The sequence below is a fragment of the Cohnella faecalis genome (genome assembly GCF_003570905.1).
Lineage (GTDB): Bacteria > Bacillota > Bacilli > Paenibacillales > Paenibacillaceae > Cohnella > Cohnella faecalis.
In genome coordinates, this window is record NZ_QXJM01000014.1 from 74,131 (window position 1) to 96,034 (window position 21,904).

The window sequence follows — 21,904 nt, forward strand, 5'->3', positions numbered from 1 at the left end:
CGACTCTGCACTTCGGCCATCCCGGACGCTCACGGATCAAGCGTTGGATCGGTGTCTCAACCGCCAGCGGTTCGATCAACTGCATCGAGAAGATGTCGGGCATGGACAGTCTCCCTTCACAAATAATGGTTAATTATAGAGTCGGAAGGTTAAAACGCGGTTAAAAACCGCAAAAAACGACAGCTCTCTTCAGAGCTGTCGCCGATGGGAAAACCGTTGGTATTCGTTTCGTTTAGGAAAGGCGAACGAACTTATACCCGAACCCTCTTACGGTTTGAATATAATTGGAGCGCACCGGGTCGTCGTCCAGCTTTTTGCGAAGCGTGCTTATATGCACCTTCACGGTCTGGTCCTCGCTGTCCCCGCCCATTCCCCATATTTGCTCGTATAGCTGTACGGCACTAAAAACCTGGCCGGCATGCTTCATTAGAAAGAATAGCAATTGCAGCTCCTTGGCAAACAGCGGGATCGGCTCCCCGTCGAGAAAAATTTCGCGGCTTCCGAAATCCGCCTGAAGCCGGCCGACGCGCAGGATATCGCGCTTCGGCATGCGCACCGGAACACGCCGAAGTCCGGCCCTCACCTTTGCAGCCAGTACGGCAGGATCAAACGGCTTGGTCATGTAGTCGTCGCCGCCGCAGTCATGTCCGGCAACGATGTCCTCTGCGTCCCGCCTGCAGCTCAAGAACAGTACGGGTACGTTGCTGCTGCGTCGCATCTCCGCACATAGCTGCAATCCGTCCATGCCGGGGAGCAAAACATCCAGGATGACGAAATCCGGTCGGTCCCGATCAAACAACCGGATACCTTCTTCGGCGTTCTCCGCCGTCAAGACCCGGTAGCCTTCGTTCTCAAGAATCAATCGGATGAGCCGGCGAATATCCGTTTCGTCTTCTACGACAAGTATTTTGAACTTCATCAAGCTAAACCGCTCCTTCTTCGGCATGCCGGAGAGGCAACAGCATATAAAACGTGCTTCCCTCTCCGTGCCGGCTCTCTACGCCGATGACGCCGCCGTGCTGCTCTACGATCTGTTTGGCAATGGCAAGGCCTAGACCCGCTCCATCTTCACGTTTTCCCGCGGACGGGCTTCCTCTGTAAAAACGGTCGAACACAAAGGGCAGGTCGTTGACTGCTATTCCAGGCCCCGTATCAGCGACAGAGAGACGGATGGCAGGTGCTTGCGTGACTGGCATAGCGCCTGGTTTGAGGCTTGTCCGGATCGTGCCGCCAGGCAACGTAAATTTCTCGGCGTTAGTTACGAAAATGGCGATAACTTGTTCCAACCGAACCGGGTCTGCAGCGATCACAGCCTCAACGTCGACTTCGCCTAACTCAAGCTCGTACCGCAGCCCGCTCTTCTTAAACTGGACGGTATACCCCTCTGCCAGCCCGCGGAAAAAAGGAACAATCCGGATGTCGCCAAAGCGGAACTGTAATTGTCCCGCTTCCAGCTTGGAGAGCTCGAATAGATCCTGAATGATGCGGTCGAGAATCTTCGTTTTGTTGTAGATCAGTTGCAGCGACTCTCGGTCGTCTGCGGGAAGCACGCCGTCGATCATCAGTTTGACATATCCTTGTATGGACGTAAGCGGCGTTCCCAGCTCGTGAGATATGGCTGTCAATAGCTGTTTGCGTGACTGTTCGAGGCCGGTAAGCTCCATATTGATTCGTTCGAGGCGGTCATGGCTTGCTCTCAACTCAGCCGTTCGATCCCGAACTTTGTCCTCCAGTTCCTCGTTTACTTGAACGAGTTCATGCGCCAGTTGCTCGGACCGTCCAAATTCTCTTGATAATCGGCCTGCCAGATTGAGTGACTGGGTGAACATGAAACCGAGGAGACCGTAAGGAATAAAGTTCCCGCTTGGAATCAGGTGGTTGTAGTAGAGAACGTCGCCTCCCACCGTCAGGCCGAAGAAACCGGAGCCTATCCCATTCAGAAGCGAGCCATCCCGGCGACGGATTGCCGCCAGCACGTACACGACGAGCACGTAGAGCACCGTCGGCAGCGCAACCGTCAGCTGATAGGGCAGCATGAACTGCGTAAAAATCGAAGGCGGCGCAACTGTGACAAGCAGGCCGAATCCTGCGCAAGCAATCAACGAAATCCACCGTACCGCAGGGGAGCATTCTCTTGGATACTGCGAATGAATATAGCGGATAAGTAAATGAAAGGCGATAATAGCCGTCATATATTCGATTCGAACCGCCGTCTGCCATGTCATATCAGGCAACAGGTATGGCAGCAGCGTTTGGCCTAATACGGTCATTCGCAAGCCGACCGCCAGGCAGATGGCGCCAAAGTAAAGCGGCGACGGATCTTTTTTGCGAAACCGGTACAGCCCGATATGATAGAGTCCCATGATGACCAAACAACCCAAGATGCAGGCTTCTTCCAAAATGCTTTTAGTACGCAGGTAGGAAATTTGCTCTTCATTGCCAAGCCGCAAGGCTTCCCACAGTCCGCCTTTGCGCTGTACGAAATTGGACACCTGGATGACGAACTGCAGCTCTCTGCCCTTCGGTACGAATCGGATGACGTCCGGAACGTTACGAGCGGTCATCTCCTCTTTGGAACGGCCAACCTTGCCGCTTGCGGCGGCTAAGTCTTCGTTTATCCAAAGCTTGTATGCCGTGGCGACGCTAGGCATGTACAGCGCCAAGGTTCGACCAGCATCCGCCTTGTCGAGCTTGACCGTCAGCCGGTAAGTCGCGTATCCCCGATTCTTCAACGCCTTTCCGTCCTCCCGGTAAGCGCTCCAAATACTTGGTACCCGCTCGAATTTCATCCCGACTGCCCTGCTCTCGTATACCGGCAGATCGTCGGGCTCCAGAAGCCGGGTCCAATAAAATTCCCATTCACCGTTCAGCAACACGGTGCCGTCTCCGGCTAACGAATGGCCTGTAAGGTCCAGGATTCCTTCTGTCGCCTCGGGTATTTGACCGTCGGCATTGCGCTCTCCGCCCGCGTTCGCCATTGCCGTCTCAACGGCTGACGACACAACAGCCGTCGTAAGCAGCACCGCAAGCAAACAGAAGCGCATCCATCTTCTAGTCATGTCGCCAGCCGCACATCCCATGTGTTTTGTCTGCTTTTATTATTATAGAATATACAATATTAGCCGGAAATGCATTTAATCGAATTATATCACCTATGGTCGTGTTCAAAATGAAGGAATAAGCAATAAAAAAAGGCCCTCCCGAAGATAAAACGGGATGCGCCAATTTGTTGTTACGCATGATCAAACGATCGTGACAACAAGCTGGCCCCGGTTCGCACCGAGGCCAGCTTGTGTTGGATAGGCTTTCTCTTGTTTGCTCTTAACGGCTTAACGCAACGTCTTCAGCGCGCCGCTCCAAGCGACAACTTGATCGAGCATTGCGTTCACGTTGGTCAGATGAAGCTCTGACGGCTTGAACGTAGAGTAATTCTCGAAATCGGTGAACAACGACAGCGTCGGATGTACGCGCACGTCCGCGATTAGCAATTCGCCCAGAATGCCGCGCAGATGCTCTGCCGCACGAGCGCCGCCCGTTGAGCCGTAGCTTACGATACCCGCGGCTTTGTTGTTCCAAGCGTCGCGTGCGGAATCCAGAGCATTCTTCAGTGCGCCTGTAATGCTATGGTTGTATTCCGCGACGATGAAAACGAAGCCGTCCAAGCTGCCGATTTTTTCGTTCCACGAAGCGAGCGCAGGCTCTTGTCCCGTTCCTTCGCCGAGAAATGGCAATTTAAATTCCGCGATATCGACGATTTCATATTCGGCGTCTCCGCGCTGATCAGCGATTTGTTTCACCCATTGGCCGACTTGCGGACTAACGCGTCCTTGGCGAGTGCTTCCGAGAACGATCCCGATTTTCAATTTTTCGTTTCCCATTATCCATTCCTCCTAATCCTAATTAAGCAAATAATATTTTTTTCATTACTTTATAAAGTATAGCTTATGTCGGATGCGATGTAAAGTTACCGCGCTTTAGACGCTGCAGTTCGATTTCGCCCAATCCGAAAGTAAATGTTAAAGTAGACCCGGCCGAAGCCGGGTCTACTCGCTGTGTTTTGGTGCATGAAGGTCAGTCATAATTTGTTGTTATCTAATCTTCTTTGCAGGCTTCACTGTATTTTTTGAAATTGTCCATAAACGCCTGCCAGCCTGCTTTTTGCATTTCAATGGGATTGGCAGTTTCCGCTTCAAAAGCTTCAATTATTTTAGTGTCGTTTTCTTGGCTAATAAAAGTAATCGCCACTTTTCTTCCATCGTCCAATGTGTAAGAAATAAACTCGTTTATTCTCACTTCATCATAAACGCCGCCAAAATCAAAGCCAAAACTGCCGTCTTTAGCTTCCATTCTAGTAATAAACTTCCCGCCAGCCCTTACGTCGTTTTCGGCATTTGGCGCATGCCAGTCTTCGGAAGCAAAACTCCATTTTGTTATATGCTCTGGCTGCGTCCAATAGCGCCACACTTCTCCAACCGGCTTTTGAACGGTCGTTTCCACCGTTATTGTTTCATTTTTACCCGTTTCCATTTTAATTATCCACCTCAGAAAAATAATATAGCTTACTGGTCAGCATTTTATTCGAATTTCTTAAAGTGGAACGGCCCCCTCTCCATTCTTAATAGATCGAACACTTTTAATATACACAAATCGGAATATTCCTGTAAAGGAATATTTATTTTTGAGCCTGCAATTGACGCGCGCAACGGAGTACTTTTCCACACTTCTCCAATTGAGAACAAGACAAAGACGAGATCGAAGGTGTCTCGCTATGCCTTTTTCTTATTGCGGAACCAAACAGCGCTGCTTCTCGGGTGATTCCGCGTATTCCTTCAGCGGCTTTGACATGCGCTTATTTAAACCACAAATAAGCCGATCCCCTATACCCGAATTGGCTTATTTGTGCATCGTATTGATTATCAAGGAATGCCTCCAGTTAAGTATTCGCACCCACTCTGGCACTCCATCGATCATCGACAACGTTTCCTTCAGCCATTGGCATAGGGTAGGACATATTGCCCGATTCTTTCGATCTCGCGGTCATTCCTAGATCCAGATACGATGAAATAATCCGTTCCGGCCTCTTCGTATCTCTTCAGCGCGGTTATTACATCCAGGTAGCTGCCTACAATCGAAAGAGATACGGAATCACTGATTTGACTTAGCCCGGCCCACAGATGCTGATCAACTTTGTAATCGTCCTGAATGAAATATTTGCCATGGTTTCTAACGCCTATCGAGTCTGCTTGATGAACATACGCCTTGTTAAGCCTTCGTTGAATATAGGTAGAGTCGGCAACCATTTTTTCTGCACAAGCCCAGGCCTCGCTCGCCGTCCGCCTGGCGATGATATCGATAAATATTCCGCACTTAACCTGCCTGGAGCACGAGTCTCCCATCGCTTTGACTTTGGCGAATTTGTTCCGGATAGTATTAACGTCATCAGCGTACACGACATACCGATCGCCAACAAACGCAGCTACCGTCTCGGCGTCCTGCGAGCTTCCAGCCACAAAAATATTGCCGCTGTCTTCCGCTTCAAAGGGAGGGGTAACATCGGCATGATTAATTTGAAAAAAATCGCCGTTAAAGGATGTTTTGCCCTTTTTCAATAACTGTAAAATTTCGACAAATTCATAGGTTTTCTTATAGCGGTCGGAATGGTTTAGCGGTTTTCCGTGTTTGGCTAGTTCAGGGAGATAACTTCCGGTGACGATATTGAGGTCTGCCCGGCATCCCGTAATCGTCTTCAACGAATTCCAAGCCTTTGCGGTTACGGTGGGAAGTGTGTAATTTGTATTTTGGGCTATCAGTAGGCGTATTTCCTTTGTCCGCTGCCCGATCGCCGTGGACAAGACCCAAGGATCCATCCCTTTGGGCAAGCTGGAAACCAAAACCGCTCCGTACCGATGGCTTTCAGCCGCGCATGCCTGCTCGATACTTGCGGCGAATGAATTCGGATCTACCGGTAAAGTCCAACAAAATTCCATTAAGCTCATCCCTCGGGAAAAAATAATTGTTTAAGGCCCGGAGGCCACTCCTCCAAATCGGTACCGTGTTTCAACAAAAGAGCATAGGCCCACCTGTCAATCCCAAAGGCGACGCATCCCGAATTCAGGATCGTTCCCTCCTCGTTGCGAATTTCGAACGATTCGCACAGTGTGTTCCCCATATGATTAAATGAAGCGATGTAGAAGATCTGGTTCTCTATTTCGGCAATAAGTTCATATTTCATATTGGCCATCAATTGGTGTTGACTTTTATGCGCGTCCTTAGGAGAATACCATACTCCGAAAAGACGTCGTTCATTAATATAAAATTACATATTTATACATTATCATGCTTTTTTCTAGTTGTAAAGTTTTCCATATCAGGACCCCTTCCTCGTCCGGCGCCAGTGAAATGAGCGTCCATACCAATCTTTAATTTAACAATCCATGATTCTCAATCTTGATTTCGATATGGGGAACCATTTTGATTTGCGGATATTCTTTGCCCCAATCAAGCTTACGCCAAAGCCGATTGTGCGTCGCTTTAATTCTTTGGCCAATGCCTAATCCGTCGCACTTCGCTTGCTGCAGCTGGCTAATCGTTTCTTCCGCGCGTTTCGTCAGTATGTCTTCCAGCTTTCTTTCAAGCAGATTAATTTCCGACTTATCGATCCGAATGCCGGATGGATTATCGATCAGCTCGCCATTTATTTTCACGTAAATGTCCGCTTTGATACGCCCTTCCGTATTCAACTTGTACCGATGACTTGCCGTATCGAACGTTAATGTCACATATGTGTTCTTCGGTCCGATTTTTTCCGTCATTGTCCCGTATGTTTTTTTGTTCGTTAACAACACGTACGTTCTAGCATGAATATCGTCTAATTTCCCAGTCATTTTCGCTTCGTGAAATAACGCGACGCCGTTAATCTTCGCCCGGTTTTTCACGTTGGCCTCGATAAGAAACGGCAGTACGTTATCGATACCTGCGGTAAACATGATCGGCGTAATCAAATAGGGCGATTCCTTCGGAATCAGCCCTTCCTCTTCCCCGCTAACGAGCAAGTCATACAAGTATTCGCTGATCAGAGACCGATCCTCGACTTCGAGTTGAACGATTTTCTGCGCGGACGGATCGGTAACGGCTATGTAGACATTAATCGGATAGTGCGCTTCGCGATAAAAGAAATCCAATCCCTCGTATAAATTTTTCTCGGCGAGCTTCCGATTGACAAGCAAAATACGGGTTTCCCGGAGATCCATATGCTGGGAGACAACCTCTTGCAAATTCATGCTGGCTTCTTGAACGCTATGCCCCTCTCCGCTCACTTTAGGCGTCACGACGGTTCCTTGAGATTCGATCGACGCTTTCACAGTCGGAATAGAAACGGTTAAACGAATCGATTCGTCGTCAATCAGATCGACGCCTGCCGTATGAACCATCCGAATGTTCTTCAGTTCCCGCTGATCCCAACAGCCGCCAAGGCAAAGGCAGATCGCAATCAGTAAAGCTGCAGCAACGAATCTGGTCATGATTTTCGCGTTCCTTTCGCGCCGATTGCTTTAAGAAGCAATAATGTGCCGGCAATTAATGCGAATGACGCTGCCGTGGCCCCAATAGTTAATGATCTCGTGAAAGCGATCCAATTGATCGGCGCTGAAGCGCCAAATGCTAGCGATAAACAACAATCCCCCGCAGACGAGGGCAAGCCAAAGAGGCACCTCCTCCTTTTTCTTCAGCATTGCTGCGATGGACGAGACGCACAGGATAAAGTAAGAGCAGAACGACGTCATGACGAATAGAATCCATACCGAAATGATGATGAGGTCCATCCGCTCGATAATATCGAACGAAACGGCTTTCATCTGGTACAGCAGCGGCTCTCGAATATAGGAGATCATCTCGGAGCCGAATAAGACCAACGATGAAAATACGCTGAACGTATAAAAAAGAACGGTCGTGCCGTTGCTCAACAATGCGATTCTAAGCACCTTTCTAGCTCCTAGATGTTTAACGTATTGCGGAATAACAAGCAAAATCTCGATTCCCGCCAGCGCCCAAAGAACGACGACCGATCCGCGCAACAGCTTCAGCGGGCCCTTATCCAAGAGAGGCAACAGATTGTAAGTATTCCAATCCTTAAACATATATACCGCAAAAATGACGAACAACGGCGCAAAAAAAGTCGTCAATACGGCAAACCTGGCGTACACGGTAACCGGCTGAATGACTAAATAACTACATAGCGCGATGAACAAAAACAGCAACACCCATTTGGGCGTTCTTTCGTATGCCCAAAGGTCCGTCGTATAAATCCAATTGGTTAAAATCACGTAAGCGATGCCGGCGTAGAATGCAGCAAGGATTGCCAGCAAACAACGTCCGAAAATACCGCCAAGACGCTGCAGAAGCATCTGAAAAACATTTGAATTCGGCGCTTTGGAAGCCAGCAGCCAAATCAAATAAACGAAGATCATGTTGGCGAGCCCGCCAATCAGACAGGATATCCACGCACTCGTGCCGGATTTATCGTTGAGATCGCTTGCGATTGAGATGACCGCGGAGCCGAATTGCGCCTGCATTAGGATGCAATATAATTGAAACGGACCGACTCGAAGCGCCTGTTTGTTCATTTGGCATGGCTCCTAATGGGCATGCAGTAAGGAACCCCGAACGGCTCCAAGGTGAAAAAATGGATCAGCAAGCCGATTGTCACAAAGACGATCCCGTAAAAACCTAATATCGAAGCACCGATCAACAGCATGATTTGAACGATTAAGACGAAATTTCGCATCTGATAGGCCGGGATCATGAATGATCCGATCATTGACAGCGCAACGATTACGATAAACACGTTCGATACGAAGCCGATCTTCACGAGCGATTCACTGATGATGATTCCACCGGCGACGCCTACCAACTGAGCTAATTGCGAAGGCAAACGAACGGTGGCTTCCGCGATCAATTGGAATATCAGGATCATGATAACCGCTTCGACAACCGGCGGATAAGGGACGTTTTCCATGGAGCTTTTGATATTGATCGTCATCTTGGCGGGCAGGATTTCGTGGTGAAACATCGTCGTGGCGATATATAGGCTGCATACGTACAAGCTAAGCAGCAATCCGATGGCTATCATGCTATGCAACAACCATGCCGTTCCACGGCCGAGCAACAAGGCGTCGACCGAATTCAAGAACGAGTAGAACGACACGGGAACGACGAGGCAAGTGGAGCTTTGGTCGGTTAAGACGGCGATTCGTCCATGCATTAGAAGGCTCGTCGCTGTGTCTATCCTTTCCGTGCTATAGATCTGCGGGAAAATCGAACGCTTGGCCGTCAATTGCCGTTGAAGCTTCCCCGGATGGACCTCCATGGACGAATGGAAACGGGAGATGCGATCGATCGTTTCGCTTACGATGGATTTCTCCGCGACGCCCTCGATCCATACGACCGCGACTTTATGGGTAGCGTGTTTTCCAATCGCGAAATATCGAACTTTAACGAGGCTAGAGGAAGCTCGGTTACGGATGAGATTCAAATTGACGGATAATTGCTCCACGAAGCCCGCGCGTTCGCCTATGATCGATAGCTCGTTGGCCGGCTCTTGAATCGATCGTATGTTCGATTGCTCCGCGTTAAACGCGTAAAGCTCGTCCGAATCGTCGAATCCGATTAGTCCCTTCCCTTGCAGAAGATAATGGACCGCCTCCTTCGCGTCGCTTACCGTTTCGATGTTCGCAGCCGTCAGCAAATAATTGATTTCGAGCTTTGAATACGTATTGGATCTGGCACGAAACCATTGCTTAAAAAGGCTGATTTCCAGCTTCGTCGCATCGCATAGCGTCTCGATATAAATCAATTTTGCAGGTTGCCCCTCCAATTCGAAGGGCCTGATCATTAAGTCTTCGGTATGAAATAGCTCGTTCTTGATTTGTTCCAGGCGCTTTTGCATGGCTGAACCTCCATCCGAGCATTTTTCCAATGATGCCCAGATGTATCCCTTTTATGTCACGAGCGAACCGTAATTTTCTCGATGGCTATCGTTCTCGTTAGCTGAAAAAAAGAAAAACCCGCCAGTTGCGCGGGTTCGCTCTTGAAAAAACGGTTCTCCATTTACTGAACGGCTTTCTTCCAATCGGCGGCGAATTTCTCCAATCCTTGATCCGTAAGCGGATGTTTGGAGATTTGTTCGATGACCGCGAACGGAACGGTGGCGATGTGCGCGCCTGCCATTGCTACGCGAGTTACGTGATCCGGATGGCGAACGGAAGCGGCGATGATTTGAGCGTCCAGATTGTGAATACGGAACAATTCGGCGACTTTGACGATCAATTGGACGCCGTCTTCCGAAATGTCGTCCAAGCGGCCCAGAAACGGAGATACATACGTGGCTCCTGCGCGAGCGGCCAACAACGCTTGGTTGACCGTGAAAATCAACGTGACGTTCGTTTTTACGCCTTTCTTGGTCAAGTAGCGGCAAGCCTCCAATCCAGCCAGCGTCATCGGAAGCTTGATGGTGATGTTCTTGTCATAGTTGTTGATTTTGATTAATTCGTTCGCTTGCGAGATCATCTCTTCCGCCGTGACCGCATCGGGCGTCACTTCGGCGGATACCGATTCAACCTCGGGTACTTCCTTCAATATTTCTTCGATTCTGTCTTCGAATTTGACGCCTTCCTTCGCAACCAAGGAAGGATTCGTCGTCACGCCGGACAAGACGCCGATTTGATACGCTTTTTTGATGTCCGCCAGGTTTGCGGTATCGATAAAAAATTTCATTGTGAACAACCTCCAATTTAATAGGTTTTGGGTGAATGAAGGATTATTTCAGCAATTGTTGCGCTAAACGAACGACATTAGCGACGGAGAAGCCGAAATGTTCCATGACCTCGTTACCCGGTCCCGAAGCGCCGAACGTATCGATCGACAGCACTTTCCCTTCCGGTCCCGTATAGTGTTCCCAGCCGAGCGAGATGCCGGCTTCGATGGCGATCCGCTTTGTTACGGAAGCGGGCAGAACGCTTTGCTTGTAATTTTCGGATTGACGATCGAACAGTTCTCTGCAAGGCATGGCAACGACCCGAACGGACAAATTCATCTTCTCAAGCTCCGCTTTGGCATTCACGGCTAGTGAAACCTCCGAACCGGTACCGATCAAGACGACGTCCGGGTGCTCGTTCGTCTCCGTCAGGACGTAAGCGCCTTTGGCGACTTCTTCCTTATTGGCTTTGTCCCTTCGTAGATCGGCAGGTTCTGTCTGCTCAGCACGAGGGCAACCGGGCCTTCTTTTTGTTCCAGCGCATAGGCCCATGCGCTTGCCGTCTCGTTGGCATCGGTCGGCCGGATGACCGTAAGTCCCGGATCGTGCGAAGCGCGGTCAATTGCTCAACAGGCTCGTGCGTTGGTCCGTCTTCCCCGACTGCAATAGAATCGTGGGTGAAGACATAAATGACTGGCAGCTTTTGCAGAGCGGCCAAGCGGATAGACGGGCGCAAATAATCGCTGAATACGAAGAAGGTGCTGACGAACGCGTTGACGCCTCCATGGAGCGCCATACCGTTGCCGGCCGCGCCCATCGCATGCTCGCGGACGCCGAAGTAGACGTTGCGTCCGGAATAGGTCGCGATGGCGAACGTACTCTCCCCTTTAATGTCCGTCATCGTCGAATGCGACAGATCTGCGCTTCCTCCGAAGATGGAAGGTACGGTTTTCACGTAATGGTTGATCGCTTCGCCGCTCGCTACGCGGGTCGACACGGTTTTGGAAGCGTCGAACGTCAGGATATCGCCGGCATCGATCGATACGTTGCCGCTAATTGCTTGAGAAAGTTCTTTGCCTTGCGAAGGATATTTAGCCGTATAGGAAGCGAACAATTTGTTCCATTTCTCTTCCTTGGCCGCTCCTTGCTTCTTCAATTGCTCGAAATGCGCTTGAACACGATTCGGAACGGTGAATTCTTCCTCGTATGGCCAACCGTATACTTCTTTGGTCGCTTTGGCTTCGTCTTTGCCGAGCGGATTGCCGTGAACTTTGTTCGTGCCCGCTGCCTTGCTGCCGTAACCGATAATGGTGCGAATCTCGATAAGCGTCGGCTGCGAATCGTTATGCTTGGCAGCCGCGATCGCTTCGGAGATCGCAGCGATGTCATTGCCGTCTTCGATCCGCAAATATTGCCAATTCGCCGATTCCGCTCTCTTCCGAATATTTTCGCTGAATGAGAGGTTAAGCTCTCCGTCAAGCGAAATATCGTTGGAATCGTACAGCACGATTAATTTGCCGAGCTTCATATGTCCGGCCATGGACATCGCTTCGTAGGAAATCCCTTCCATCAAGCAGCCGTCTCCGACAAGCGCATACGTATGATGATCGACAACGGGGAACTGTTCCTGATTGAATTTGGAAGCCAGATGCGCTTCGGCCATCGCCATCCCTACCGCCATGGCAAGACCTTGTCCCAAGGGCCTGTAGTAGCGTCCACGCCATCGGTATGCCCATATTCGGGATGTCCGGGAGTTAGGCTGTTAAGCTTGCGGAACTGCTTCAAATCGTCGATCGACACCCGATAGCCGGACAGATGCAGAAGACTGTAAAGCAAAGCCGAGCCGTGCCCTGCCGACAGAACGAAACGGTCGCGGTTGAACCATTTGGAGTTGCCGGGATTGTGGTTCAAATGGGACGACCATAAGGCATACGCCATCGGAGCGGCTCCCATCGGCAACCCCGGATGGCCGGATTTCGCGGCGTTGATGGCATCGATAGACAACGTTCGGATCGTATCTATCGCTAACTGATCAATGGTTTGCGTTGTAGGCATATCGTTCTCCTTCGTTAACTTCGGATTTTGGTTCTGGCTTGGCATCGAACCACCAATGATTGCCGTCCTTCGCGAGCAGCGCGTCGGAAGCGGCAGGCCCGTAAGTGCCTGCCTCGTAAGGAAGAAGCGGAACGAGATTTTCTTCGAAAGCATCCAGAATCGGTTGCACCCACTGCCAGGACAATTCGACTTCGTCCCAATGCGCGAAGAAGGTAGAGTCTCCGTTCAACGCGTCGCCGATTAAATTTTCGTAAGCTTCGGGAGAATCCGCCTGTCCTGCTTGAAGGTCGATCCGGATTGGCTTGAATCGGCCGCCGTTCGGCCCGGGCTCCTTCGTATTGATCTGCAGCGTAATGCTCTCTTCTGGCCCGATCTCGATAACGAGAAGATTAGGCTCGATGCCCTCCTCGATTTTCATCCAAGGCTGCTTTACCGGCTCCTTGAACTCGACTACGATTTTCGTCGATTTCTCCTTCATTCTTTTGCCCGTTCGAATATAGAAAGGAACTCCCCGCCAATCGTTGTTATCGATCAGCAACCTGGCTGCGATGAACGTATCGTTCATAGAGGAAGGCGCAATGCCTGGCTCGGAAGCGTAGCCGACGACCGGCTTTCCTTGAATGCTTCCTTCCGAGTACTGACCGCGAATCACGCTCGCGCCGACATCCTCTTTTTGCACCAGTTCGAGGGACTCCATTACTTTTTTCTTCTTAAAGCGCACCTTCTCGGAAGAGCTGTCGTGAGGAAGGTGAATCGCCGTCATCATCAGCAGTTGGAGCATATGGTTTTGGAACATATCTCTCACGGCGCCTACATGATCGTAATATCCGGCTCTCTCTTCGACCCCTACCGACTCAAGGGCCGTTATTTGCACGTTGGAAATGTAGCGATTGGTCCATAACGCCTGCATGACCGGATTGGTCTGCTGAAGAGACTCCATCCTCTGCACCACGGGCTTGCCCAAATAATGATCGATTCGGTATATCTCTTCTTCCGCGAACGCTTGGCTCAATTTCCGATTCAGATCGCGGGCCGATCGCAAATCGTGTCCGAACGGCTTTTCGATCACAAGACGCTTCCACCCGTTCGCGGAGCCCAGTCCGCTAGCCTGAATATTGGCCGCGATCGTCTCAAAATATTCAGGTCCGACGGATAGATAAAACAAGCGATTCGACGGAATGCTCAGCTCGTTCTCTCGCCCCTCGACCAGCTTCAGCAGCTTCCGATAATCGTCTTCGCGCCCGATATCCAGAACGCTGTAGCGGAATGCCCGTACAAATGCTTTCACCGATTCGGCATCCTTCGCACCGCGTCTGGAGAACTGATGCAAAGATTGCTCGACGTTGATCCGAAACGATTCATCGGTCCATTCTCTTCTTCCGAGGCCGAACAAGGTGAACGCTTGCGGCAGCTTTCCATCGACGTACAAATTATATAGAGCAGGGTATATTTTTCTTTTCGCCAAATCCCCCGTTGCTCCGAACATAATAAAAGTGGTCGGTTCCATCTTCCTTCTCCTTCCCGACGAGCTTATGCGCGCTCTGGTTTCTGTTTCTTAGTTTCACTATAATACGTTTAACAGCCATATAAGTAATTAATATATTTGACAGGAGATATAGACAGTATCTATGAACAACAATTTCGAACTATATAAAGTTTTCTATTGGGCAGCGAAAACGGGAAGCCTAACGCAAGCAGCCAAAGCTTTGTACATTACGCAGCCGAGCGTCAGCCACGCCATCAAGCAGCTGGAAGAAAGCTTCGGAGTTACGTTGTTTTATCGCAATTCCAAAGGCGTTGCGCTGACGCAAGAGGGCGCCGTGCTTTACTCCTATATCGAGCAGTCGCACATTCTTATTACATTGGCCGAGGAAAAAATGGCCGCGCTCAAAAACTTGGACAGCGGCGAGCTGCGGATCGGCGGAAGCGACTCGCTGTTCAAGCATTATTTGCTTCCGTATTTGGAACACTTTCATGAGAACCACCCGGGTATCAAGCTTCACCTGAACCACGGAACGACACCGGAGACCATTACGTTCTTAAAAGAAGGCAAAATCGATTTGGGCGTCGTTCGCATGCCGATTGTCGATTCTCAGCTTGAAGTAAGAGAGAGCTTTCAGCTGCAGGATTGCTTCGTAGCGGGAGCCCGTTATGCCGAGCTTAAGGAGACGGTGCTGTCGCTGGAAATGCTGCTTCAGCATCCCATCATCCTCTTCTCCCGGAATAGCAGAGCCGAATGACGATAACGGAATTATTTCAAAGCTACGGGTATTCGATCAAGCCTGAAATCGAGGTTGGAAGCGTGGATCTGCTCATCGAGTTTGCGCGGAGAGGACTCGGCATTTCTTATGTGACGAGGGAATTTGTGTCGAAGGAGCTGGAGGAGGGCTCCCTTTTCGAGATTCAATTAAACGTGCCGCTGCCTCCTTCTCACGTAGGGATTCTGACGATGCGCAACATGCCGCTTTCCAGTGCGGCAAGCGGTTTTATTGGCTTGGTTCGGTAAAAGCATATTGGCGTTTCCGGTTGACCATACTGGTTGTGTTGAGACGAACCTCCGGAAGGAAGACGCCGATGCCGTTCTGGAAAACGCACAGATCGCCTGCTCAAAACGCCGGTACTCCCGATAAAGCTTTCGTCAAGCCGCTGCATGCAAGCCTTGAGCAAAATATTCTCGAAATCCGACAATCGCTAGGCAACAGTACCGATATCCTCATCCGGGAAATCCGGCTTCCCCATACCGCCGACGGCAAAATTGGAGTAATCTACACTGACGGATTGGCGGACGTCCAAGCGATCTCTGATTTTATTATGGAATCGACGCTGCTGGATGTCCGATTCACTCCGGATTCGGATGGGGAACCTCCTCTCTCTTCTCAAGTCTTTCATGCTCTGAAAGATCGCGTTCTAACAATCGGCAGCATTCGAGCGATAGCCGACTTCAATAACTTGTTCCATGCGCTTCTGTCCGGAGATACGATCATTCTAATTGACGAGTATAACGAAGGAATGGCAGCCAGCACACGGGGATGGAAGGATCGCGGCGTCAGCGAGCCTTCCTCGGAGGCCGTTGTTCGCGGTCCCCGTGAAGCGTTTACGGAAAGCCTTCGAACCAATACGGCTTTGCTGCGGCGCAAAATTAAAGACCCGAATTTGTGGCTGGAGACGAAGCCGATCGGGAGGGTAACCTTCACCGATGTAGGGATTATGTTCATTAAAGGAATTGCGAACGACAAAGTCATCGAAGAAGTTCGACTGCGCTTAAACCGGATAGACATCGACGGAATTCTGGAAAGCGGATATATCGAAGAAATGATACAGGACGATAGATGGTCTCCTTTCCCAACCGTCTACAACTCCGAACGCCCAGACGTTATCGCCGCTGAGCTTCTGGAAGGCAAAATTGCGATCGTGGTCGATGGAACCCCGTTCGTCCTTGTCGTTCCGGCATTGTTCGTCTCCTTCCTTCATTCCGCGGAAGATTATTATCAGCGCGCGGACATCAGTATGCTGATCCGGCTCATTCGTTATGTCGGACTTATGATATCTCTATTAGGTCCGTCTTTATATGTAGCCATAACAACATTTCATCAGGAAATGCTGCCGACCGAGCTATTGATCAATTTGGCCGCCCAGCGAGAAGGCGTTCCTTTTCCCGCTTTCATCGAAGCGCTCATGATGGAAATCACTTTTGAAATATTGCGTGAAGCCGGAATACGGATGCCAAAATACATTGGCGCGACTATTTCCATTGTCGGCACGCTAGTTATCGGACAAGCAGCTGTCCAAGCGGGAATCGTGTCCGCGGCCATGGTCATTGTCGTCGCCATTACGGCTATTTCCAGCTTTGTATTGCCTGCCTACAATATGTCCATTTCTTTGCGGATGCTGCGTTTCCCTCTGATGGCGCTCTCGGCATCCTTCGGCTTGTTCGGGGTAATCGTCGGAATTATAGCTTTGGTGCTTCATCTGTGCAGTCTACGATCGTTTGGAGTTCCGTACATGAGTCCTTTCGCTCCGTTCATTCCGGAAGATCAGAAGGACGCCATCTTTCGTTTGCCGCAATGGATGATGTTAACCCGCCCTCGATTAATTAGCCAGAGCAATCGAACTCGCAATTCGTCGACGCCGCCCCGAAAATCACGGAAGTAAGGAGGGGTGCCCTTGATACGGAAGGTGTCTTGCGTGCTTTTGGCCATCGCTCTGGCTTCAATCTTGAACGGCTGTTGGAACCGTCGCGAAATGAATGAGCTCGCGATCGCGGTCGGTATGGGAATCGATAAGATCGGAGAGCAATACCGGGTTTCCGTACAAGTTGTCGTTCCCGGAGAAGTGACGTCACAAAAAACGGCGGGCCGCTCCCCCGTCACTCTCTATAAGACCGAATCGGCGACTGTGTTTGAAGCGAGCCGCAAGCTGACCACGATCAGTCCTCGCAAAATTTACTTTTCTCACCTCCGCCTCTTCGTGGTCGGCGAATCGCTCGCTCAAGAAGGATTGGGAGAAATTCTGGAATTCATATCCCGAGACCATGAATTCCGCAACGATTTCTACGTCGTAATTGCAAGAGAAACAAGCGCGGAAAGCACGCTGAAAATAACGACCTCTTTGGAGAACATTCCGGTAACTAAGATGTTCGCGTCCCTGGAGACGTCCGAGAAAAATTGGTCGCCCACGATGACGGTCAATACGGATGAATTAATTGCCTCTTTAGTCAGCGATGGCAAACAACCGGTTTTGCCGGGACTTCGGGTTATTGGAGATCAAGAAATCGGAGGTTCGAAGACAAACACCGAGAGAATCGATTCTCCGGGCAATCTGCAACTATCGGGGCTAGGGGTATTCAAAAACGACAAATTAATCGGCTGGTTAAGCGAAGAAGATAGCCGAGGCTATAATTACATTCTGAACAATGTGCGAAACTCAGTCGGTCATATCGGTTGTCCGAACGGAGGCAAAGTCACCTTGGAAATTACGCGAGCGCATTCGAGCGTCAAAGGGACAATGATTGGGGAGCGGCCCCGTATCGAGATTGGCGTGCGCATCGAAGGAAGCGTAGGAGAAGTCGAGTGCGCAGGTCTGGACCTGACCAAATCTGCAACCTTGTTTGACCTCGAGAAAAGAGCGGAGCATAAAGTAACCGAAATCATGGAATCGGTCGTCGAAAAAGCTCAAAAAACGTATGAGTCCGACATCTTCGGGTTTGGAGAAGCCATTCACCGAACCGATCCACAGGCTTGGAAAACGCTAAAGGAGCATTGGGATGACCGCCACTTCGTCCATCTACCGGTCACAATTAACGTGGACTTCAAAATTCGGCGTGTCGGGACGGTCGGCGATTCATTCTTGAACAAACTTAAGGAGTAGACATAGATGCTGACCTACTTGCCGGCCCTCCTTGGAATTTGGGCTGCAGCCGCAGCCATTGTCATGATCGATCTACCCTATATCCGCAAAAATCGGTTAGTCGGGGAGCTATGGATATTTACCCTTCTCCTGCTCCTTGGACTCTGGCTGGCGACGGCTAAAGCTTTGCGCTGGTACTTACCCAATCCGATGGACTGGATCATAGCGTTCTACAAACCGTTCAGCGATTTACTCTCCCGTTTCGGTCTACTACAGTAAAAAAAGAGGTGGCGAGACCTGTGTCGGAGCAAAGCAAACTATCCGCTCACCAATTAATGGTCATATCCGTTTTCTTCACCATCGGCAGCGCGATTCTGGTTATTCCCGCCGTCATGGCCCACTTTGCCAAACAGGATGCCTGGATAGCAGCCGTTATCGGAGTGGGAGCCGGAATGCTGTCGGTGTGGATCATTACCGCAGTCGGAGTTCAATTCCCCAAGCGGACATTGATTGAGATTATCGAAGCCGCGTTGGGAAGATGGCCGGGGAAAATCATTTCCCTGTGGCTTTTCGGTACGATATTCTTGTGCAGTCCCAGCGTAGTGTTATTCGTATTGGGAAATTTCATGGTTACGCAAATGATGCCCGAAACGCCCGTTCAATCGCTCCAGATTCTTTTTGCGCTTATCGTAGTCATGGGAGCGCGCCTTGGGCTCGAAACGTTAGCTCGCGCCGCCGAATTGCTTTTCCCTTTTTTCGCAGTTCTATATGTTTTGTTGGTTGTTTCCGCATCGCCGGAAATCAAAATCGCAAATCTGCAACCGTTATTTGAGACTGATCTAGCCTCTTTAGGTTCGGCTTCCTTGTTTTTTATGTGCACGCTAAATATGCCCATCGTTGTTCTATTAATGATATTTCCGTCCATGAGCCCTCCCCTTCGAGCTCGAAAAGCCATCTTCACCGGGAGCTTGATCGGCAGCCTTGCGATGGCCGTCATCGTCCTGGTGACTATTTTAGTTTTTGGACCCGATTTTACGGCAGGACACTTTTTTCCAAGCTACGAGCTGGCCCAAAAAATCAGAATCGCAGGTTTTTTTCAGCGGTTTGAGGTCATTATTGCCTTCTTGTGGATTCTTTCGCTTTATTTCAGGTTGACCCTCTATATTTACTGTACGGCGACAGCAGCAGCCCAAATCTTTCGTTTGAAAGATCATCGCCCGCTCATTCTGCCTATAGGGATGCTCCTCGTCGTCATGCCGACCCTCATTTTTCCGAATATCGCTTACGAACAAACCTATGAATTGAAAACGTGGATTCCTTATACGCTGTCCGTCGGATTGTTATTGCCGCTGCTCTTGCTGATTGTACACGGATTGAGAAAAGCGCTGGTGAGTCGTTAAAGATGGAAAAAGCGAAATTGGGCGTTTCACAGCTGTTTGCGTTGATCTGCCTGTTCGAATTCGGAAGCGCAATCGTCGTCGGGCTGGGCATGCAGGCCAAACAAGATGCGTGGCTCGCTATTTTGATCGGCATGATTGGCGGTATGGCTTTATTTGCCGTATACAACAGTCTTTTTCGTCTCCATCCCGAGATCCCGCTTACCGGCTATATTCCGAAAATCGTCGGCGTCTGGATCGGCTATCCGCTGTCCGTCGCTTATATTCTGTATTTCATGTATATCGCCGCAAGGGTTCTCAGGGATTTGGGAGCTTTGCTGCTGACCTCGAAGTTGGACAGAACCCCTATGTCGGTCATCAATTTGATGATCATCCTGATCGTCATTTACGCTATTGTTTTGGGGATCGAGACCTTGGGGAGAGCCGGAGAATTTTTTTTAGCCGTTATGATCCTATGTTTGGTTGCCGGTGCGGTCTCTGCATTTGCTTCGGGAATCATTCATCCTGAAAATCTGGCACCGGTACTGGAAAATGGCTGGAAGCTTGTGCTTACAACGGCATTTCCGTTAACGTTGACCTTTCCTTTCGGCGAGATGATCGTTTTTACTATGCTGCTTCCCTACTTGAATCAACCGGCAAGGAGCGCAAAGACGGGAATGACCGCCTTGCTGTCATGCGGCTTGATTCTCGGTTTTATTCGCGCTGTCGACATCTCCGTATTGGGCCTGCAAAAAGCCGGCACCAGTCTGTTTCCTCTGCTCGAAACGCTTAGCAAGGTAAACATCGGAAATGTCATTCAGCGGCTGGATGCCATCGTCATCATGATTTTGGTCATCGGCGGCTTTTTCAAGATCGCCGTCTTTACTTACGCAGCCGCTCTCGGCATCTCCCACACATTCAAATTACGAAATCGCAGCCTTCTCGCCATTTTCGTCGGTCTCGCCGTATGGGTTGCCTCATTGTTCATAGCGAGGAACGTGCTTGAGCATCTGGAGACCGGGCTTAGCATCGTTCCTTTCTATCTGCATCTTCCTCTCCAGGCGGGAATTCCGGTATTGCTGTTGGTTTTGGCTTGGATTCGAACCAAAATGGGGATGCGATAGTCCCCTCTCTGACTCATCTGCTTCTTATGTCCGACAATTCGCCATAAAGATAATTCCATAGTCCAATTAATTAATTCCAGATAATTGTTATAATTACCGTATACTACCTTCGGAAATCGGCAAAAAAACAATCTGATCGAGGAGAAAAAGCGATGACGAAACAGGACGACAAGTATGCCGCACTTACGTTGGACGAGCTTTTCAGTAAACGCGACAATCCTGCTGCCGAGCCGATACCGCCAAGAGAAGATGAGCATGAATTCGTTTTTGAAGGAAGCCCCAAGTTCGAAACCTCTTGTGAATCCGATGGGTCCCAGATCCGAATCCGTGGAACGGGCGATTTGAACCTTGTTGAGCCGCTTGCGCTTGTCGGCGATACACTGTCCATCGAGGAACTCATTCAATTCTCCGAAAAAGTATCCACACCAAAGGCCTTCAGACCCAATTGGCTCGACGTCATGACGGCGCCTCGCATTCGGCCGCGATTTCTCGACATCAACATTCCAGGAGTGATCAAGCCGCTTATATTTGAATCAACCGGAACGGAGTGGCCTTGGTCAGCGATCGGCAAAGTGTTCGTCACGCGACGCGGCAAACCTACCATGGTCGGCAGCGGAGTGCTCGTCGGGCCGCGACTTCTGTTGACGGCTAGCCATGTCATGCCGTGGGACACGAAGGATTCGAGCATACGATTTGTACCGGGCTATCGCAACGGCAACGATCCCCGTTTCGGTCATGCCTATGTCGACGAATGGCGTGGTGTGCGCAACACGGACAGCGTGACAGGTCTGGATTACGTCATCTGCAAGCTTAACTGGCGCATAGGCGAACGCACTGGCTGGCTCGGTTCCGAATGGCATTCTGACGAAGACTGGTACTACGACAATGCCTGGATTAGCGTCGGTTATCCGACCTCGGAGCCGAATGGCGGAGAGCGCCCCTCCATTGAAATTCCTGTATGGGTCCGCGACATCGACAATGAATCGGACGGACTCGAAATCGAGACCCACAAATTCGCTCTTGGCGGATGGTCGGGCGGCCCTCTGTGGGGCTGGCGAGGAGGCGATCCGAAAGTGGTAGGCATTGAAAGCGGGTATGAAAAGGATTTTCTTGATCCCACTCGCACGGTGTTCGCCGGCGGTCAGCATCTCGTCAATCTGGTCAAATACGGCTGGGCCAATTGGAACTGACAGCAACAAGAGGGCTATCCCGAAAGGCCTGCAAGACCATAGGGATAGCCCCTATTTCAATGT

General features: G+C 50.2%; 16 protein-coding genes and 2 pseudogenes. 7 read left to right on the plus strand and 11 right to left on the minus strand.

Going from position 1 to position 21,904, the window contains the following annotated elements:
• Positions 1-232: 232 nt before the first annotated feature.
• The 11 genes and pseudogenes from D3H35_RS01700 to zwf form a co-directional block, all read right to left on the minus strand.
• On the minus strand, positions 233-919 hold the full coding sequence (locus D3H35_RS01700; protein WP_233567706.1) for a response regulator transcription factor: 687 nt from the start codon (positions 917-919) through the stop codon (positions 233-235).
• 4 nt (positions 920-923) lie between these two features.
• The gene (locus D3H35_RS01705) at positions 924-3,059 is read right to left on the minus strand and encodes an ATP-binding protein (RefSeq protein ID WP_158593900.1); all 2,136 of its coding nucleotides are present in this window, start codon (positions 3,057-3,059) and stop codon (positions 924-926) included.
• A gap of 270 nt (positions 3,060-3,329) precedes the next feature.
• Complete coding sequence (locus tag D3H35_RS01710; RefSeq protein WP_119147494.1) at positions 3,330-3,878, minus strand: NADPH-dependent FMN reductase; 549 nt, start codon at positions 3,876-3,878, stop codon at positions 3,330-3,332.
• A gap of 214 nt (positions 3,879-4,092) precedes the next feature.
• The gene (locus tag D3H35_RS01715; RefSeq protein ID WP_119147495.1) at positions 4,093-4,527 is read right to left on the minus strand and encodes an SRPBCC family protein; all 435 of its coding nucleotides are present in this window, start codon (positions 4,525-4,527) and stop codon (positions 4,093-4,095) included.
• Positions 4,528-4,985: 458 nt separating this feature from the next.
• Entirely contained in the window at positions 4,986-5,987 is a 1,002-nt protein-coding gene (locus tag D3H35_RS01720) for an LLM class flavin-dependent oxidoreductase (protein ID WP_158593901.1), read from the minus strand.
• A gap of 432 nt (positions 5,988-6,419) precedes the next feature.
• Positions 6,420-7,520, minus strand: a complete 1,101-nt coding sequence (locus D3H35_RS01730; protein WP_119147498.1) for a Ger(x)C family spore germination protein — start codon at positions 7,518-7,520, stop codon at positions 6,420-6,422.
• Positions 7,521-7,550: 30 nt separating this feature from the next.
• The gene (locus D3H35_RS01735; protein WP_119147499.1) at positions 7,551-8,621 is read right to left on the minus strand and encodes a GerAB/ArcD/ProY family transporter; all 1,071 of its coding nucleotides are present in this window, start codon (positions 8,619-8,621) and stop codon (positions 7,551-7,553) included.
• Positions 8,618-9,943: a spore germination protein gene (locus D3H35_RS01740; protein WP_119147500.1), complete on the minus strand. Its 1,326-nt coding sequence runs from the start codon at positions 9,941-9,943 to the stop codon at positions 8,618-8,620. Before D3H35_RS01740 ends, D3H35_RS01735 begins: the two co-directional genes overlap by 4 nt.
• A 161-nt stretch (positions 9,944-10,104) precedes the next feature.
• Entirely contained in the window at positions 10,105-10,770 is a 666-nt protein-coding gene (gene fsa / locus D3H35_RS01745) for a fructose-6-phosphate aldolase (protein WP_119147501.1), read from the minus strand.
• 43 nt (positions 10,771-10,813) lie between these two features.
• Positions 10,814-12,805: pseudogene (gene tkt / locus D3H35_RS01750) on the minus strand (transketolase).
• Positions 12,783-14,312 carry a glucose-6-phosphate dehydrogenase gene (gene zwf / locus D3H35_RS01755; RefSeq protein WP_119147502.1) on the minus strand — a complete coding sequence of 510 codons (1,530 nt, stop codon included), beginning with the start codon at positions 14,310-14,312 and terminating at the stop codon, positions 12,783-12,785. Before zwf ends, tkt begins: the two are co-directional and overlap by 23 nt.
• Positions 14,313-14,433: 121 nt before the next feature.
• Here zwf and D3H35_RS01760 point away from each other — a divergent pair.
• From D3H35_RS01760 to D3H35_RS01790, 7 genes and pseudogenes are all read left to right on the plus strand, one after another.
• A pseudogene (locus D3H35_RS01760) lies at positions 14,434-15,311 on the plus strand (LysR family transcriptional regulator).
• A gap of 68 nt (positions 15,312-15,379) precedes the next feature.
• Positions 15,380-16,957, plus strand: a complete 1,578-nt coding sequence (locus D3H35_RS01765; RefSeq protein ID WP_119147503.1) for a spore germination protein — start codon at positions 15,380-15,382, stop codon at positions 16,955-16,957.
• Positions 16,958-16,963: 6 nt separating this feature from the next.
• On the plus strand, positions 16,964-18,172 hold the full coding sequence (locus D3H35_RS01770; protein ID WP_325049986.1) for a Ger(x)C family spore germination protein: 1,209 nt from the start codon (positions 16,964-16,966) through the stop codon (positions 18,170-18,172).
• Between the two features lie 6 nt (positions 18,173-18,178).
• A complete protein-coding gene (locus tag D3H35_RS01775) occupies positions 18,179-18,430 on the plus strand; it encodes a hypothetical protein (protein WP_233567703.1) in 252 nt (83 codons plus the stop codon).
• A 20-nt stretch (positions 18,431-18,450) separates the two neighbouring features.
• Complete coding sequence (locus D3H35_RS01780) at positions 18,451-19,551, plus strand: GerAB/ArcD/ProY family transporter (protein ID WP_119147505.1); 1,101 nt, start codon at positions 18,451-18,453, stop codon at positions 19,549-19,551.
• Positions 19,552-19,553: 2 nt separating this feature from the next.
• Positions 19,554-20,651: a GerAB/ArcD/ProY family transporter gene (locus tag D3H35_RS01785; protein WP_119147506.1), complete on the plus strand. Its 1,098-nt coding sequence runs from the start codon at positions 19,554-19,556 to the stop codon at positions 20,649-20,651.
• A gap of 152 nt (positions 20,652-20,803) precedes the next feature.
• Positions 20,804-21,841, plus strand: a complete 1,038-nt coding sequence (locus tag D3H35_RS01790; protein WP_119147507.1) for a trypsin-like serine peptidase — start codon at positions 20,804-20,806, stop codon at positions 21,839-21,841.
• Positions 21,842-21,904: the final 63 nt, after the last annotated feature.